The sequence below is a fragment of the Mitsuaria sp. TWR114 genome (assembly GCF_007997345.1).
Map to the genome: position 1 here is coordinate 1 of NZ_VOSR01000685.1, position 1,341 is coordinate 1,341.

The following is a 1,341-nucleotide window of genomic DNA, read 5'->3' on the forward strand; positions in this document are numbered from 1 at the left end:
GCGCCCGGCGTGCCGCTCTTGGTGTCGGGCACCAGCCGGGCCAGCACCGCGGTGATGGTGCCGTCGGCGTCCTTCTCGCAGCCGGTGCACTCGATCACGTAGCCGTACTTCAGCCGCGCCTTGTTGCCCGGGAACAGGCGGTGGTAGCCCTTGGGCGGGGTCTCCATGAAGTCCTCGCGCTCGATCCACAGCTCGGGGCCGAGGCTGAACTGGCGCGTGCCCAGTTCCGGCACATGCGGATGGGCCGGGGCCGAGCAGGCTTCGCGATGCTCGAGCGAGCCGAAGATCTCCGCGTAGTTCTCGAGCTTGAGCTTGACCGGATCCAGCACCGCCATCGCGCGGGCGGCCTTGCCCTCGAGGTCGGCGCGCAGGTAGCCGTCCAGCACCGAGTACTCGATCCAGGCGTTGGTCTTGGACGCGCCAGTGCTTTCGACCATCGCGCGGATGGCCTCGGGCGTGTAGCCGCGGCGGCGCATGCCGACCAGCGTGGGCATGCGGGGATCGTCCCAGCCGTCGACGTGTTTCTCCTCGACCAGCTGGCGCAGCTTGCGCTTGCTGGTGACGACGTAGGTCAGGTTCAGCCGGCCGAACTCGTACTGGTGAGGCAGCGGGCGGGCGAGCAGGCCGCCCTGGGCCAGGTGCTCGACGAGCCAGTCGTAGAACGGCCGCTGGTCCTCGAACTCCAGGGTGCAGACGCTGTGGGTGATGCACTCCAGCGCGTCCTCGATCGGGTGGGCGTAGGTGTACATCGGGTAGATGCACCACTGGTCGCCGGTGTTGTGATGGGTCGCCCGGCGGATGCGGTACAGCGCCGGATCGCGCAGGTTGATGTTGGGCGACGCCATGTCGATCTTCGCGCGCAGCACCATGGAGCCGTCCGGGTGCTTGCCGTCGCGCATCTCGCGCAGGCGGATCAGATTCTCCTCGGGCGAGCGGTCGCGGAAGGGGCTGTTCTTGCCCGGCGTGCCGAAGTCGCCGCGGTTGGCGCGCATTTCCTCGGGCGTCTGCTCGTCGACATAGGCCAGCCCCTGCGACACCAGGTACTCCGCCGCGCGGTACATGAAGTCGAAGTAGTTGCTGGCATAGAAGAGGTGGTCCACCTCGCGGCCGGCGCCGTCCTTGGCGTCCCAGGTCCAGCCCAGCCACGCCACCATCTCCTTGATCGCGTCGACGTATTCCTGCTCTTCCTTCTCCGGATTGGTGTCGTCGAAGCGCAGGTGGCAGATGCCGCCGTAATCGCGCGCCAGGCCGAAGTTCAGGCAGATCGACTTGGCATGGCCGATGTGCAGGTAGCCGTTGGGCTCGGGCGGGAAGCGGGTGCGGATGCGGGCCGGGTCCAGC

Annotated in this window: 1 protein-coding gene; it reads right to left on the reverse strand. The window is 67.9% G+C overall.

The annotated features are described in order from the left end of the window. Positions 1-1,341, reverse strand: a 1,341-nt coding sequence (gene glnS / locus FUT87_RS22270; protein WP_147242427.1) for a glutamine--tRNA ligase, incomplete at both ends; no start/stop codon positions are given.